Annotated in this window: 10 protein-coding genes and 1 pseudogene; 5 read left to right on the plus strand and 6 right to left on the minus strand. The window is 75.9% G+C overall.

The window, feature by feature from the left end; genetic code table 11:
* Positions 1 to 11: 11 nt before the first annotated feature.
* From ACIGHB_RS12410 to ACIGHB_RS12425, 4 genes are all read right to left on the minus strand, one after another.
* Positions 12 to 323 carry a hypothetical protein gene (locus ACIGHB_RS12410; RefSeq protein WP_399912175.1) on the minus strand — a complete coding sequence of 104 codons (312 nt, stop codon included), beginning with the start codon at positions 321 to 323 and terminating at the stop codon, positions 12 to 14.
* A gap of 176 nt (positions 324 to 499) precedes the next feature.
* On the minus strand, positions 500 to 1,384 hold the full coding sequence (locus ACIGHB_RS12415; protein WP_399912178.1) for a hypothetical protein: 885 nt from the start codon (positions 1,382 to 1,384) through the stop codon (positions 500 to 502).
* A gap of 116 nt (positions 1,385 to 1,500) precedes the next feature.
* A complete protein-coding gene (locus ACIGHB_RS12420) occupies positions 1,501 to 2,910 on the minus strand; it encodes an amidase (protein WP_399912181.1) in 1,410 nt (469 codons plus the stop codon).
* Between the two features lie 99 nt (positions 2,911 to 3,009).
* On the minus strand, positions 3,010 to 4,089 hold the full coding sequence (locus ACIGHB_RS12425) for a chitinase (RefSeq protein ID WP_399912184.1): 1,080 nt from the start codon (positions 4,087 to 4,089) through the stop codon (positions 3,010 to 3,012).
* Between the two features lie 424 nt (positions 4,090 to 4,513).
* Here ACIGHB_RS12425 and ACIGHB_RS12430 point away from each other — a divergent pair, with 424 nt between their 5' ends.
* From ACIGHB_RS12430 to ACIGHB_RS12445, 4 genes are all read left to right on the plus strand, one after another.
* The gene (locus ACIGHB_RS12430; RefSeq protein WP_399912187.1) at positions 4,514 to 5,032 is read left to right on the plus strand and encodes a toxin-antitoxin system HicB family antitoxin; all 519 of its coding nucleotides are present in this window, start codon (positions 4,514 to 4,516) and stop codon (positions 5,030 to 5,032) included.
* A 91-nt stretch (positions 5,033 to 5,123) separates the two neighbouring features.
* A complete protein-coding gene (locus ACIGHB_RS12435) occupies positions 5,124 to 5,966 on the plus strand; it encodes a DUF4097 family beta strand repeat-containing protein (protein ID WP_399912190.1) in 843 nt (280 codons plus the stop codon).
* Positions 5,967 to 6,052: 86 nt separating this feature from the next.
* Positions 6,053 to 7,078: an ATP-binding cassette domain-containing protein gene (locus tag ACIGHB_RS12440; protein ID WP_399912193.1), complete on the plus strand. Its 1,026-nt coding sequence runs from the start codon at positions 6,053 to 6,055 to the stop codon at positions 7,076 to 7,078.
* The gene (locus ACIGHB_RS12445; RefSeq protein ID WP_399912196.1) at positions 7,075 to 7,863 is read left to right on the plus strand and encodes an ABC transporter permease; all 789 of its coding nucleotides are present in this window, start codon (positions 7,075 to 7,077) and stop codon (positions 7,861 to 7,863) included. Before ACIGHB_RS12440 ends, ACIGHB_RS12445 begins: the two co-directional genes overlap by 4 nt.
* Positions 7,864 to 7,947: 84 nt before the next feature.
* On the opposite strand, the gene ACIGHB_RS12450 is transcribed toward ACIGHB_RS12445, so the two are convergent.
* Positions 7,948 to 9,777, minus strand: coding sequence for a hypothetical protein (locus ACIGHB_RS12450; RefSeq protein WP_399912199.1), 1,830 nt, complete (start codon positions 9,775 to 9,777; stop codon positions 7,948 to 7,950).
* Between the two features lie 298 nt (positions 9,778 to 10,075).
* Positions 10,076 to 11,713 (minus strand): annotated as a pseudogene (locus ACIGHB_RS12455) (HEAT repeat domain-containing protein); the annotation flags it as partial.
* 890 nt (positions 11,714 to 12,603) lie between these two features.
* Between ACIGHB_RS12455 and ligA the strand changes: the two are divergent.
* Positions 12,604 to 14,706 carry an NAD-dependent DNA ligase LigA gene (gene ligA / locus ACIGHB_RS12460; protein WP_399912202.1) on the plus strand — a complete coding sequence of 701 codons (2,103 nt, stop codon included), beginning with the start codon at positions 12,604 to 12,606 and terminating at the stop codon, positions 14,704 to 14,706.
* Positions 14,707 to 14,725: the final 19 nt, after the last annotated feature.

Below are 14,725 nucleotides of genomic sequence, written 5' to 3' on the forward strand. Positions count from 1 at the left end.
CTCGGACCGGCTCAGCCGGAGGCCATCGCCAGGCCCATCAGCACGGCCAGCGCGAAGGGCGCGGCGATCAGGAGCAGCGCGGCCGAGGCGGTGACGATCCGCGGGACCCGGAAGGAGCGGCGGTACGGCGGCAGCCAGGAGAGCGCGAGGAGCGCGGCGGCGAGGGTCATGATCACCTCGATGCCGCTGGTGTACCCGTCGGCACCGAAGAACGCGAACTCCCCGACCAGGAGCGGCAGTCCGGGCAGTGTCACGCCCAGCGGCACCTTCCACCAGTGCGGGTCGGTGCGGGTGGGGGTGAGGGCGGGGGCGGGCGTCGTCATAGCCTCAGCTGATCACGGGCGGGCGGGGTGGCGGATCCGGGGACGTACTCAGAGCGGCGGGTCGTCCGTACTCAGGTGCGGCCCTACGCACCCTCGGCGCGCCGGGCCTTCTCCTCGACGGGCGGACCGGCTCACTCTTCGGCGCGCCGGGCCTTCTCCTCGACAGGCGGTCCGGCTCACCCTTCAGTGCGCCGGGCCTTCTCCTCGGCGCGCTCGGACGCCGCCCGTGCCTCGTCGAGCGCGTGGTCGGCGGTCCGGAGGGCGGTGCCCGCCTCCGCCGCCGCCCGGTCGGCCTCGGCGGCGGCCTCCTCGGCCTCCGCCCGCTCCCGCTCGGCGCGGCGCAGCCGGTCGGCGGCCTTCCGGGCCGCCTCCGTCGCGGCCGCTTCGGCCTCGCGGGCCGTGTCGCGTTCCCGTTCGCGGCGGACGAGGGTGGCCTCGGCCTCCGCCGCCGCCTTCCGGGCCTTCTCGGCCCGCGCGGCGGCCGGTGCTTCGGGGGTTTTCCGGGCTCGGGCAGGGGCCGGCTCCTCGGGTGTCTTCCGGGCTCGGGCGGCGGCCGGCGGTCGCGCGGGCGGGGTTCCCTCCGGGGCGGCGGGGAAGCCGACGGCCGACGCCGGCATCGCGGTGAGGCGGCCCTTCGCCCACGGTCCCGCCACGTCCGGAAGGGCGAGGACGGCGTGGAGGATCGTCTCGACGTCGCCCAGCACGGCGTCGCTCGGGTGCTGCCCCGCCTCCTCGGCGAGCCCGGCGGTGGTCCTGACGAGCGCGGCGACCAGCCGGTTCCGCTGCCGGCTCGCCTCCCGCAGGGCCTCGCCGTCGAGGGTCCGGTGGGCCTCGCGCAGCGCCTCGCCGAGCCCGAGGAAGCGCTCCGCCTCCTCGGGCCGTTCGCGGGCCAGCAGGTTCGCCGCCCAGACGGCGAGCGGCGGCCGGCGCAGCGCGGCGATCGTCTTCGCGGCCCGCGTGTCCTTGGCCCGCCGCGCCTCGGCGGCGTACGCGTCCCGGGCCGCCGTGAACTCGGACGGCCGCAGCCCGTACAGCTCGTCGATGACCCGCTCGACATTCATGCGGCCACTCTGCGGCGCACGCCCCGGCGGGCCGCGGTGAACCTCCGGGGGTCGTCCCCCCGTCACCCGCTCGGCGCGTCGGACGGCGTGTCAGCCCTATCCGCGTGTCAGATGGGTCAGGCGTCCTGTACGCGCCGGAAGGGCCGCTCGGCCTCCAGCGCGAACGCGGCCTCCAGCAGGGTGCGTTCGCTGCCCGGGCGGCCGGAGAGGAGGACGCCGACCGGCAGCCCGTCGGCCGTGGTCCGGGCGCTGGGCAGCGACAGCGACGGGGTGCCCACCACGTTGTCGACCGGCGTGTAGGCCACGTACTCCAGGATCCGCTCGACGAGGACGGGGTACGGGACGCTGGGCGCGAGGTGCCCGATGGGCGGTGTCGTGCGGGCGAGGACCGGCGTGAGGACGAGGTCGTGGCCGCGCAGGGCCGCCGCGTACGCCTGCTTGGTGCTCCGCAGCCGGCGGACCACGCCCGGGGTGCCGCGCCAGCGCCTCACGTACTCCTCGCGCAGTCCGCGGCTGAGCCCGTCCATGCGGCGCCGGTCGAAGTCGGTGCCGAAGGTGCGGCCGGTGGCGCCGAGGAGGAAGGAGAGCATGCCCCAGTACGTGAGGAAGTCCTCGGTGAAGCGGGGGTCGATCTCCATGGTGACGGGCTCGACGGTGTGGCCGAGGCCCCGGAGGGTGGCGACGGTGTCGGTGACGGCGGCGCGGGTGTCGTCGTCGCAGCGGACCCCGTTGGGCGAGTCGAGCAGGTAGCCGATGCGGAGCCTGCGGTCCGAGGGGCCCTCGACGAGGCCGACCGGCGGCAGCTTGGGGTGGCGGTGGTGGCGTTCGGCGGCGGCGAGGAAGGCCGCCGAGTCGCGGACGGTGCGGGTGACGACGCCGTCGACGACGAGGTCCACCGGCAGGTGCCGGCTCTGGTCGTTGGCGACGACCCGGCCCCGGGTGGGCTTGAGGCCGACGAGACCGCAGCAGGCGGCGGGGATCCGGATGGAGCCCCCGCCGTCGTTGGCGTGGGCGAGGGGCACGGCGCCGGCGGCGACGAGCGCGGCGGCACCGCCGGAGGAGCCGCCCGCGGAGTGGCCGGTGTGCCACGGGTTGCGGACCGGCTCCTCGGACTCGTACTCCGTGGTCGGGCTGAAGCCGAACTCGGGCAGCCGGGTCTTGCCGACGACGGTGACACCGGTGCTGAGCAGCTGCCGGACGAAGGGCGCGTGCCGGCGGGCCGGCCGGGGGGTGAAGGCGGCGCTGCCGTGGCCGGTGGGCAGGCCCGCGTAGTCGGTGTTGTCCTTGACGAGGGTCGGGACGCCGGTGAAGGCGCCGTCGGTGCCGCCGCGGAGCTCCGGCGGGTCCAGCGGGACCTGCACGGCGTTCAGTCCCGCGACCGCCCGCAGCCGGGCCGCCGCGTCCCGGGCCGCCTCGGCGGCGCTCACCTCGCCGCGCCGGATCGCCGCGGCCAGGCCGACGGCGTCGTGCTCCCCGAGGGAGTCGTCCCGGAAGGCGTGCACCCTCGTCCGCTTCTCGAAAGTCACCGCTGCCTCAGCCCCCGGAGTCGTGGATGGATACCGCCGTCGACGCCATCATGGCGTACCCGCGGGTAACACGCGAGGGCCGGGCGACCGTCCGGAGTACTAACGCCCCTGGAGCCTCTTGACGTTGTCCCCGAAGGTCCAGTTCCTCGATCCGTCCCAGTTCGCCGACCAGGTCATCAGGCCCTTGAGCCTGCCGCCGTAGTGGTTCCACGCCTGGGCGACGAGGGAGGGCGCCATGTGGCCGCCGCCCGCGCCGGGCTGGGCGGGCAGGCCGGGGACCTGCTTGTCGTACGGAACGCGGATGGTGGTGCCCTGGATGACGAGACCGCGGTCGAGGCAGTCGGTCTGCGCGGTGAAGCCCGCGACGGTGCCGGCGGAGTAGGAGTCGCCGGAGCAGCCGTACATGCTGCCGTTGTAGTACTGCATGTTGAGCCACCACAGGCGCCCGTTGTCCGCGTACTTCTTGACGATGGGGAGGTACGCGCCCCAGATCGAGCCGTACGCGACGCTGCCGCCGGTGACGTAGGCGGTCTCGGGCGCCATGGTGAGGCCGAAGCCGGCGGGCATGCGGGCGAGGACGCCGTCGATGATGCGGATCAGGTTGGCCTGGGAGGCGGAGAGGGTGGTGATGCTGCCGCTGCCGACGAGCCCGGTCTCGATGTCGATGTCGATGCCGTCGAAGTTGTACTTCTGGAGGATCGGCACGATCGTCGCGACGAAGCGGTCGGCGACGGCCTGGGAGCTGAGGTCGATCCCGGCGGCGGCCCCGCCGATGGACATGAGGAGGGTGGCTCCGGCCGCCTTGGCGCGGCACATCTCGGCCGGGGTGGAGACGCGGACGGTGTTGTCCATGCCGTCCTCCCACAGCACCGTGCCGTCCGACCGGATCACGGGGAAGGCGGCGTTGATGACGTTGTACCCGTGGGCGGCGAGCCGGGGGTCGTCGATGGGCACCCACCCGAAGGGCGGGTGGACGCCGTTGGCGGCGCCGTCCCAGTTCTCCCAGTACCCCTGGAGCACCTTGCCCGCGGGGCGCGGCTTGAGGGCGCAGGTGTCGGCGGCGGTGGCGGCGCTCCGGCCGGAGTCGGCCTGGGCGGGGGCGGCAGTGACGGTGGCGAGCAGGGCGGCGAGGGCGCCCAGGCCCGCTCCGAGGGCGCGGGCGATCCGTGAGCCTGGCATGCGTGCTCCTTGGGACGTGGGGGGGGGGAGGTCCGGGGCATGGCGCGCGCTTCCGCCGACCGTAGATTGGTCCAGACCTACCGTCAACCACCCCGACACGGAAGCGAGTTGAGCCGGGGGCGGGAGGGTGGCGAGGTCACTCCCGACACCCTCGGGTCGTCACGCGGCGGACGGGGGCGACTTCGCGCCCCTGAGCGACCTCGCATCGACATCGCCCCGACGCCGCGCCGACACCGCCCGGCGCCATGCCGATGCAGCCCGGCGCCACACCGATGCAGCCTGGCGCCACACCGACACCTGGTGGCGCCATCCGGCGCCCTACGGTGCCACCCGGCACCCCCGATGGCGCCATCTGACGCCATTCGGCGCCACGTGACACCACAAGGGGTTGCACATGGCGCCACGGTGATGCCATGATGACGTCATGGACCTCAACCCGTACGTCGACAGCCTCCGCCGAGAGCTCGCGGTGGCCGCCGAGGCCGGTGGCGACGAAGCGCGCGAACTGGCCGAGCGGCTCACCGCCCCTCTGGAGTCGGCGACCCGTCTGACCATGCTCAACGTGCTCTCCGCCGCCATGGACGAGATCACCCGTGAGCTCGCCCCCGGCTCGGTCGACGTACGGCTGCGCGGGCTGGACCCCGACTTCGTGGTGACGCTGCCGCCGACCGACTCCGGCGCCCCCGCGGAGCCGGCTCCGCCCGCCGAACCGTTCCCGGCCCCGGCGGTCGCCGAGGGCGACGAGGGCGGCACCGCCCGCGTCAACCTGCGCCTGCCGGCCCACCTCAAGGCCCGCGCCGAGGAGGCCGCCGCCCGCGAGGGCCTGTCGGTCAACGCCTGGCTGGTACGGGCCGTCTCGGCGGCGGTCGGCGGCGGCACCGCCCCCCGCCCGCCCGAGAAGACCCGGACCATCGGACAGAGCGTCACGGGCTGGGTCCGCTAGCCGGCGCACCCCGCCCGCACCCACCACTTCCTTCCTGCTCACGGCCCCCACCCGCGGGGACGACCCGACGACCCAAGAGGACGGGACAGCCATGCCTTCTTTCGACACTCCCGCACCGATCTCCGTCACCGCTTTCGTGTACGCCGGCTCGCTCCAGTTCACCGCGGGCGACCGCCCCGACACCGTCGTCGAGGTCAGGCCGCGCAACGCGAAGAAGGACCTGGACGTCCGGGCGGCCGAGCAGACCGAGGTCGGCTTCGCGAGCGGTGTCCTGACCATCAGGACGCCCAAGGCCAACCTGCTCGGACGCGGCGGGATCGTCGACGTGACGGTCGACCTGCCCACCGACTCCCGCGTCGACGTGACCGGCACCGGCGCCTCCGTGCTCGGCGAGGGACGGCTCGGCGAGACCAGCGTCAAGGTCTCGGCCGGCGAGGTCCGCCTCGACACCACCGGCCCCCTGAAGCTGGACGCGGCCCACGGCGCGTCCACCGTCGACCGGGTCGAGGGCGCGGCCGAGATCACCAGCAACACCGGCAGCCTGCGCGTCGGCACGATCACCGGCCCCGCCGTCCTGAAGAACTCCCACGGCAGCACGATCGTCGACCGCGTCACCGGCGAGCTCCGGGTGAACGGCGCCCACGGCGCCGTAGAGATCGTCCGCGCCGACGCGAACGTCACCGGCACCACGACCCACGGCAATCTCCGCGTCTCCGAGGTCTCTCGCGGCGAGGTCCGCCTGGAGACGTCCAACGGCTCCATCGAGGTCGGCGTCCGCGAGGGCACCGCCGCCTGGCTCGACGTCAGCTCCCACCGCGGACAGGTGCGCAACGCTCTCGCCGCCTCCGACGCCCCGACGGAGACCGAGGACACCGTCACGATCCGGGCGCGCACCAACTGGGGCAACATCGACATCCGCCGCGCCCGCGCCTGAACCTCCCCCTGCCACACCCCCTCTCCGTCAAGGCGACACCACCTTCGCCTCCCCTTCACCTCACCACCCTTCGATCGGAGGGCCTCATGCCTTCTTCTGTCATGCCCATGCCCACTCCCGCGCCCGACGGGTCGGGCGGTCGCGCCGCGCCGGCCGCCATCACCGCCACCGGCCTCCGCAAGGCGTACGGCGACAAGTCCGTCCTCGACGGAGTCGACCTCCACATCCCGGCCGGCACGGTCTTCGCCCTGCTCGGCCCGAACGGCGCGGGCAAGACCACCGCCGTCAAGATCCTCTCCACCCTCGTCACCGCCGACGCCGGCCAGGTCACGGTCGCCGGACACGACCTCCGCCGCGCACCGCAGAAGGTCCGCGCCGCGATCGGCGTCACCGGACAGTTCTCCGCCGTGGACGGCCTGATCACCGGCGAGGAGAACATGCTCCTGATGGCCGACCTCCACCACCTGCCCAAGGCCGAGGGCCGCCGGGTCGCCGCCGACCTCCTCGCCCGCTTCGACCTCGTCGACGCGGCGAAGAAGCCCGCCTCCACCTACTCCGGCGGCATGAAGCGACGCCTCGACATCGCCATGACCCTCGTCGGGAACCCCAGGATCATCTTCCTCGACGAACCCACCACCGGCCTCGACCCGCGCTCCCGCCACAACATGTGGCAGATCATCCGCGCACTCGTCGCCGACGGCGTCACCGTCTTCCTCACCACCCAGTACCTCGAAGAGGCCGACGAACTCGCCGACCGCATCGCCGTCCTCAACGGCGGCCGCATCGTCGCCGAAGGCACCGCCGACCAGCTCAAGCGCCAGATCCCCGGCGGCCACGTCCGCCTCCGCTTCACCGACCCCGACACCTACCTGGCCGCTGCCACGGCCCTCCGCGAGGTCACCCGCGACGACGAGTCCCTGGCGCTCCAGATCGCCAGCGGCTCCGGCCAGCGCGAGCTGCGGGCCATCCTCGACTGGCTGGACTCCGCCGGCGTCGAGGCCGACGAACTCACCGTCCACACCCCCGACCTCGACGACGTCTTCTTCGCCCTCACCGCCACCACCCCCGAAACCGCCGCCGTCTCCACCCAGCCGAAGGACGCAGTCCGATGAGTGCCCTCACCCTCGCCTTCCGCGACTCGTCCACGATGCTGCGGCGCAACCTCCTGCACGCCCGCCGCTACCCGTCCCTGACCCTGAACCTGCTGCTCACCCCGGTGATGATGCTGCTGCTCTTCGTCTACGTCTTCGGTGACGTGATGAGCGCCGGCATGGGCGCGGTCGCCGACCGCGCCGCGTACGTCGCCTACGTGGTGCCCGGCATCCTGATGATGACCGTCGGCGGCACGGTGGTCGGCACCGCGGTCTCCGTCTCCAACGACATGACCGAGGGCATCGTCGCCCGCTTCCGCACCATGGCGATCCACCGGCCCTCGATCCTCATCGGGCACGTCGTCGGCAGCGTCCTCCAGTGCCTCATGAGCGTGGTCCTCGTCGGCGCGGTCGCCGTCGCCGTCGGCTTCCGCTCCACCGACGCCACCGCCCTCGAATGGCTCGCCGCCTTCGGCCTCACCGCCCTGATCGCCTTCGCCCTCACCTGGATCGCCGTCGGCATGGGCCTGGTCTCGCCCAACGCCGAGGCCGCCTCCAACAACGCCCTCCCCCTCGTCGTGCTCCCCCTGATCTCCAGCGCGTTCGTCCCGATCGACTCCATGCCCGGCTGGTTCCAGCCCATCGCCGAGTACCAGCCCTTCACCCCCGCCATCGAGACCCTCCGCGGCCTCCTCCTCGGCACCGAGATCGGCCACAACGGCTGGCTCGCCCTCGGCTGGTGCGCCGCCCTCACGATCCTCGGCTACCTCTGGTCGAAGTCGGTCTTCGGCCGCGACCCCCGCTGACTCCCCGCTCCCCGGCCGCCAGGGCGGCGTACCCGACCCCCGTCGGCGTACGCCGCCCCCGCCGCGTTCCCCCGCCCGCCCCACCTACCGGGACTCCGCCTCCCGGATCCGCTCCAGCAGGCGCTCGTAACCGGCCCGGCGGTCGGGGCGGGCGCGGGAGACGGCCCGGCGCAGCAGGGGGACGGCGTCCGGTCCCGCGCGCAGGACGGCCTCCTCCGCGGCTCGCCGCACGGTGGCCCGCCCGTGGCCGAGGAGCGCGACGAACGCCGGGAGCGCCGGCGTCCACCGCGCCTGCGACAGCACCCGGATCGCGGTGCGCACCACGTCCGGCCGCGCGTCGCCGAGCAGCCGCTCGGTCAGCCGCAGATGCGTCTCCCGGTCGAGCAGGACCCGCGAGGTCCGGTGCGCGTGCAGCCGTACGCCGGTCTCGGGGTGCGTCAGCAACTCCCGTACCAGCTCCTCCAGACGCGCCGGATCGAGCACCAAGGAGCCCTCCGTGAGCCGGGCCAGGGCGCGCCGGATCCGCGCGGGCTCGGGCGACCGCAGGAGCGCGGCCGGCTCCTCGTCCGAGGAGGCGGAGGACCCCGCGGGTACGGGCACGGGCGCGCGCTCGCGCAGGGCGCGGAGCGCGGCCGTACGGCGTTCGGCGGCGTCCGGACCGGGCAGCGGGCCGTCGACGAGGACGAGCCGCGCCCCGGGGTGCCGCTCGGCCAGCCGGTCGAGGAGCGGGGTGCGCTGGAGGGCGCGGCCCGCGACCAGCTCGAGGAGGCCCGACTCCCCGGCGGCGAGACGGTGTTCGAGGTGCCCGGCCAGGGCGTCGGCCGGCGCCTGGCGCAGCGCGCCGCACGCGTCGGCCCGCGCGCTCTCCGGTCCGTGGAGCCACAGGCGGAGGAGGACGGGCAGCAGCGCCTGGAGCTGTCGGGCGTCGAGGCTCGTGGCGGCGATCCGCGCCACCCGGTCGGGCCGTACGCCTCCCGCCTCGTCGAGGAGGCGTACCGGATCGGCCTCCGTCAGCGCGCGGCCGAGCGCGGTCAGGCGCGCGCGGTCGGCGGGTGCGTCGGTCCGGCCGCGCAGGTACGCGTCGAGGGCGGCGGCGCGGGCCTCCGGTTCCGGCCACGAGAGGAGGGCGTGCGCGGCCGTGTTCCGCTGCCGGGGGGTGCCGGAGGCGAGCAGGGCGAGCAGTCGTTCCCGCTGCGCGGCGGAGCGGGGCTGGTCCAGGTCCGCCGGATGGACCGCGCGCGGCGCGGCGGCCCCGGCGCGGGCGTCCTCGGCGAGGGTCCAGGGCGGGGCGCCCAGCGGCTGAAGGTCCGTCATCCAGTCGACCAGCGCCGCCCGTACGTCCGGCGGGGCGTCCGCGTGGACGTCGGCGAGGGCGGCGAGCAGCTCCCGCGACCCGGGGGTGGTGCCACGGGAACGGTGGGCGGCCAGGGCCCGCACGTCCCCGGTGGCGGCGGCGAGTTCGCGTCGCCACTCCGACGGGACGGCCGGACCGGCGACCCCGAAGGTCTCCCGCAGCAGCGCGGTCCCCGCCCGCTTCGGGTCGGGGTCCAGCGCCGTGGCGGTGAGAGCGCGGTCGAGGTCGGCGCGGACGAGGACCGCGCCGGCGGCCCGGAGCAGCGGCAGCACCGAGCGGCGGCCGGGGCGGCGGGCGGGCAGCGCCCGTACGGCCCTGACGACCCGCTCGCCGACGGCCGGGCGGTCCGCGACGGTCTCCAGGAGCCCGATCAGCCCGTCCCGGGCCTCTCCCTCCGCTTCCGCGAGGCCGTCGAGGAGGACCGTGGCGTGCCGGGCGAGCGCGTCGCGTTCGTGGGCCGGGCGGGGGCCGGGGCAGAGGTGGACCGGCAGCAGGCCCAGGACGGCGCGCCGGGCCGGCGGCGAGCGCCAGCCAGTCGGCGAGGTACGGGCGCGTCGCACCGAGCCGCGCGGCCCTGGGCGCGGCAGGCCCGCCGGGCGCGTGCCGTTCGGCCAGGCGCAGGGCGGCCTCCGGGTCCCAGCCGTGGTCCGCGAGGTGGTCGAGGTCGGTCTGGTCCTGGTCGGGTTCGGGTGGGGCGAGCGCGGCGAGCGCGGCATGGAGGCGGTCGCGGGCGTGGGCGTCCGTCGCGCGGGCCGCGGCGGCGGTGACCGTGGCGGGGAGGGTGTCGCCGAGCAGGGCGCGGAGCGCGTCGAGGAGGAGCGTGCGCAGGCCGGGGTTGTCGTCGTGGCCGAGGCGGCGGAGGAGGTGGGGTACGGCCCGGGCGGTGCCGGCGGTGGCCAGGGCCCGGGCGGCCGTCTTGCGGATGTTCATGGTCGGGTGGTCGAGGCAGGCGGCGATCGCGTCGGAGGCCCAGCGGGCCCCGGCGCCGCCCAGGGCCTCGACCGTGCGGCGTACGGTCTGCGGGTCGCGGTCCGGTCCGGTCAGCGCGAGCAGCGTCGCCGACACGGCCTCGACGCCGTCGCCGTCCGTGTCGCGCGCGAGGAGGACGACGACGTGCTTGCGCACGTGCGGGTCCGGGTGGCGCAGGAGGGGGTGTACGCGGCGCCGGACCGTGGCGTGGGGCGCGCGGGGGAGGTCGGTCAGCAGGCGGAGCAGCACGGTTTGTTCGCCCGCCGTGAGACCGGGCCGGTCGAGCAGGCCGAGGGTCAGATCGGCGACGAGCGCCTGTCCGGCCGCGTCGGCGTCGGGGGCGTCGAGCAGGCACACCGGCCGGATCCGGCCGCGCTCGTACAGCCGCCGGCCGAGGCCGCGCAGCGCCTCGTCGGCCTCGGGCGGCACCACGGGTTCCGCTCCGGGTACGGGCGCCGTGCCGCCGGGTTCCCAGGCCGAGGCGGCTTCCCCGGCGACCCGCAGCAGCAGGTCGGCGAGGACGGGCAGGAGGCCGGGCGCCGCGTGCGCGGCGAGCCGGGCGAGGGCGGCGGCGGGCCGGGCCGGGTCCAGGTGCGCGGCGAGGAGGGCGAGTTCGCGTTCGTCGGGGCCGCCGAGGTCGGCGGCCATCCGGGCGGGCAGCTCGGCGGCGTCCACCCGACCGAGCAGCCGGCGCCGCGTCCCGGGATCCACGGCCAGCAGCCAGACCAACTCCAGGACCCGCCCCCGAAAGGCCCGCACCGCACACTCGACCCGCGCGGGCGAGGGCAGTCCACCGGCGTCCGTCCTGACACCGACCGCCCTGGAACCATCCGCCCCGGCGCCATCCGACCCGGCGCCGACCGCGCCGGAGCCATCCAACCCGGCGTCACCCGATCCAGAGCCGTCCGACCCAGAGCCTTCCGCCCCGGAGCCGTCCCTCCCAACGCCATCCGATCCGGCGCCATCGGACCGGGAGCCGTCCGCGCCAGGGCCGTCCGACCCGGCGTCATCCGCCCCCACGCCGTCCGCCCCAGAGCCGTCCCTCCCGGCGCTGTCCCCTCCGCCTCCATCCGATCCTCCGCCGTCCCTCCCGACGCCGTCGAGGCCGAGGGCCGCGGTCAGGAGGCGTACCGTTCGCTCTCCGCCGACGGCCTCCAGCGCGTCGAGCGCGTCGGCGGGGGCGTGCGGGAGGGCGGCGAGGACGGCGTCCTCGGTCGCGGGGTCGCGGAGCGCGCGCAGGGCGCGCAGGAACGGACCGGGGGCGGGGGCCCGCGGCAGGACGCGGGCGATCTCGGCAGCGACCGGCAGGCCGCCGACGCCCTGCGCGTCCAGGGCGACGAGCAGTTCGAGCCGGCGCGGCCACCGGGGATCGTCCGGGGCGGTGTCGACCAGCAGGCGCAGCAGTGCGCGCCGGGCGGTGAAGAGGACGGTCGCCACGGTGCGGGCCGGGACGGTGTGGTCGGCGAGCGCGAGGGCCAGCACGGCCGGGACGTCCGGGTCGGTGACGAAGTGGCCGCGCCGGTGCATCGCGCGCAGGCAGTCGACCGCGGGACCGGCGAGCAGCAGCGGGTCCTCCCCCGCGAGCTCCAGGACGGCGCGCACGTCGTCGCGCCGCGCGGTCTCCCCGTACAGCGCCAGGGCGCGCCTCCGTACGCCGGGCGCCTGGTCCGGATCGCCGGCGGCCCGCCACAGCACGGCGGCCGCCCCGTGCGCGGCCGCCGCGGTGAGCGCGGCGTCGCCGGTGACCGGGCCGAGGAGCCCGGCGAGGCGGGCGGGCGGCAACGGCTCGACGGCGGCCCAGGGTTCGGCGAGCGCGGCGAGCGCGGCGTTCACCACGGATCCGGCGCTCGACCCGAGCAGCCCGGTCAGCGTCTGCCGTACGAAGGCCGGTCCGAGGACCCGCGTACGCAGCCCGGCCCCGGCCAGCCGCACGGCTTCCGCCTCCAGAACGGCGTCCCCGCTGCCCGCCAGCTCCCCGACGAGCGCGCCGGCGTCCACGACGGCGGCGACGTCGAGACCCCGCAGGGCCTGGTACAGCACCTCGTCCCGCCGCGCGCGGGCCAACGCCCCGGGATCCCGTGCGAGTTCCGCCGCCGACAGCGCGACCCGCACCGCCGGCACCAGAACCTCGTCCGGCCACTCCCGCCACCCGGGCGGCGGCCCGCCCGCTGCGGCCAGTCGCAACGCGGCCTCGGGGCCGGCGGGAACCGGGGCGGGCGGGAGGGAAGAGGAAGGGAGGGGACCCGTGGGCGGATTCGACGTCGGACGCACTCCGGGATCGTAGAGGCCACGGACGAGCTCGCCCCACCCGGTTTCGTCCCGTCCGAACGACCGCGCCGAGCCTTGCCGGCCGCCCGCCCACCTGCCCGCCCGCCTGCCGGAAGGGCGTTGTCAGACCCCCACGCAAGGATGGACCCATGACCGCATCTCCCGCCGTCGAGGCGCCCCTTGTCCTGTCCGGATCCGTCGCGTACGAGGACGCGCTCGGTCGGCTGCGTGCCGCGTCGCGCGCCTACTACGCCGGGGAGAACAGCCCCCTGGACGACGCGTCGTACGACGCGCTGCGGCTGGCCGTGCTCGCCTGGGAGGCGGAGCACCCGGGCGAGGCCGCGGCCTCCCCGACGGGTCTCGTCGCCGACGGCGCCGCGCCGGAGGGCGACGTCGCGCACACCACGCGGCTGCTCAGCCTCGACAACGTCTTCGGGCCCGAGCAGCTGCTCGCGTGGGACGCCTCGCTCCGCCGGCGCCTCGGCCGGGACGTCGAGGGCGGGTTCACGGTCGAGCCGAAGCTGGACGGGGCGGCCGTCGCCGCCCGGTACCGGGACGGGCGGCTCACCCAGGTCGTCACCCGTGGCGACGGCACGCACGGCGAGGACGTCAGCCATGTCGTGGGCTCGGTCGTCGGCCTGCCCGAGCGGCTGGCGGAGCCGGTGACCTTCGAGGTGCGCGGCGAGGTGCTGTTCACCCGCGAGCAGTTCGAGACGGCGCAGGAGGTGCGCGCGGCGCACGGCGGGGCGCCGTTCGCGAACCCGCGGAACGCGGTGGCGGGCACGCTGCGGGCGAAGGACCGGCCGTACCGGCTGGAGATGACGTTCTGGGCGTACGGCGCCGCCGAGCTGGACGGCGGATCGTTTCTCCCCGCCGGCGCGACGCACGCCGAGGTCCTGGCCGCGGTCTCCGCGGCCGGCGTCCGGACGACGGCGGACACCCCCGCCGGGCTGCACGTGGTGGACACCATCGCCGAGGCTCAGGAGCGGGTGGACGCGATCGGCGCGCTGCGCGCGGGGCTGCCGTTCGGCATCGACGGCGTGGTCGTGAAGGCGAACAGCGCGGCGGAGCAGGCCGAGGCCGGGCTCGGCAGCCGCTTCCCCTACTGGGCGATCGCCTACAAGCTGTCGGCGGTGGAGCGCCAGACGGTGCTGCGGGACGTCGTGTGGGAGGTGGGCCGCACGGGCGTGCTCGCGCCGACCGCCGTCCTCGACCCGGTCGAGATCGACGGCTCCACCGTCTCCCGCGCCACCCTGCACAATCCGGCCGACATCGCCCGCCGCGGCCTCCACCTCGGCGACACGGTCACGGTCCACAAGGCCGGCGACATCATCCCGCGCGTCCAGGCGCCCGTCGTGGAGCTCCGGCCGGAGGGCGCCGAGCCCGTCCCGCTGCCGGCCGTCTGCCCGAACTGCGGGGGCGGGATCGACAAGAGCCAGGAGCGCTGGCGGTGCGCGAAGGGCGCGGGGTGCGCCCTCGCCCCGCTGATCGAGTACGCGGCCGGGCGGGACGTCCTGGACATCGACGGCCTGGGCAGGACCTATGTGAAGGCGCTGATCGACTCCGGCCTGGTCACGGACGTGGCGGACCTCTTCACCCTCACCGAGGAACAGCTGTCGGCCGCGGCGGGCAGCGCCCGGCGCGGCGCGAAGCTCGCCGAGCAGTTCGCGCTGGCCCGCAGCCGCCCGCTCAGCCGGGTGTTCTGCGCCCTCGGCATCCGGGGCACCGGCCGCCGCATGTCGCGGCGGCTCGCGGACCACTTCGGCACGATGGAGGCGATCCGGGCGGCGAGCGCCGAGGACCTGCTGGCCGTCGAGGGCATCGGTCCGGAGAAGGCGCCGGTGGTCGTCGCCGAGCTGGCCGCCCTCGCGCCCGTCGTCGACAAGCTGATCGCCGCGGGCGTCAACATGACCGAGCCCGAGCGGCCCGGTCCGTCCGCCGGGCCCGCGGCCGACGGCGCGGCGGCCGACGGCTCCACGCCCGCCGAGGGCCCGCTGGCCGGTATGACGGTGGTGGTCACCGGGAAGATGACCGGCCCCTTGGCCTCGTACAGCCGCTCCCGGATGAGCGAGCTCATCGAGCGGGCCGGGGGCCGGGCCGGCAGCGGCGTCAACTCCGGGACCAGCTGTCTGGTCTCCGCGCCCGGCGCGGGCGGCAAGCCGAGCTCGAAGGCGGTCGCCGCCGAGAGGCTCGGTGTGGAGGTCCTGGCTCCTGAGGCGTTCGCCGAGCTCGTCGCCGACTACCTCGACTGACGCCCCGGCCCCGAGACGC

Origin of the sequence: Streptomyces sp. NPDC085460 (assembly GCF_044541975.1) — a bacterium.
Classification (GTDB): Bacteria; Actinomycetota; Actinomycetes; order Streptomycetales; family Streptomycetaceae; genus Streptomyces.